Source organism: Rhodovulum strictum, assembly GCF_009649175.1.
GTDB lineage: Bacteria > Pseudomonadota > Alphaproteobacteria > Rhodobacterales > Rhodobacteraceae > Rhodovulum > Rhodovulum strictum.
In genome coordinates, this window is sequence record NZ_WJPO01000088.1 from 1 (window position 1) to 645 (window position 645).

General features: G+C 65.1%; 2 protein-coding genes. Both read left to right on the forward strand.

All coding sequences use genetic code 11. The features are described from left to right. The coding region (locus GH815_RS18955) for a hypothetical protein (RefSeq protein ID WP_170290403.1) at nt 1-283 on the forward strand (283 nt) is incomplete at its 5' end. A gap of 103 nt (nt 284-386) precedes the next feature. Further along, the gene (locus GH815_RS18750; protein WP_153750237.1) at nt 387-572 is read left to right on the forward strand and encodes a phage virion morphogenesis protein; all 186 of its coding nucleotides are present in this window, start codon (nt 387-389) and stop codon (nt 570-572) included. The last annotated feature ends 73 nt before the right edge of the window (nt 573-645 follow it).

A 645-nucleotide genomic window follows, 5' to 3' on the forward strand; every position in this document is an offset into this window, starting at 1 on the left:
GCACCTGTGCAGCCAGGAGCCGACGACCTATGCGCAGGCTGCGACCACGTACAAGCTGGGTACGAAGAACGCCCCCACCAATCCGCGCCCTACCGGCCGCGCGGACTCGATGTCCTTCCTTGGCCTGGCGCATCTCGCCTGGCGCGAGGTGCTTTGCGATGTCGGCCAGCACCGCGGCCCGAACGCGTTTGTCAAGATGGGCGAGCTGCTCCGCCGGAAATGGTGCTGGGGCCTCGGCCCCGCGCCCAAGCCATGCGGCAAGCTGGTCTGGAAGCGAAAATGACGGCCGGGGTGATCCGGCCGTCATGCCGGGTCCCTTGCAGGAGCATCACCGCTCTTCGGGTTCCCAGACACTTGGAATATAGGCGTTTCAGCGGGGTCTTGCAATGACCGGCGTCACGATGACAGTTACGGTCGACGACCTGAAGGCGCAGGAGCGGTTGCGCGCCCTGGTCGAGCGGATTGAAAACCCGGAAGGGTTCTACGCGCATGTGGGCGAGACCATCGTCCAGTCAACGAAAAGGAACTTCCAGTCCGAATCCGCGCCAGACGGCACGCCCTGGTCGACCTGATCTCCGACAACCCCGCCTATCCCCCCGAAACCGTCGGCCGCGACATGATCGACCAGCTCCGCATCGTCGGCCG

Excerpts from the sequence above, each read along its gene's own strand:
- GH815_RS18750 (WP_153750237.1), top strand. The coding sequence starts at position 387 with ATGACCGGCGTCACGATGACAGTTACGGTCGACGACCTGAAGGCGCAG.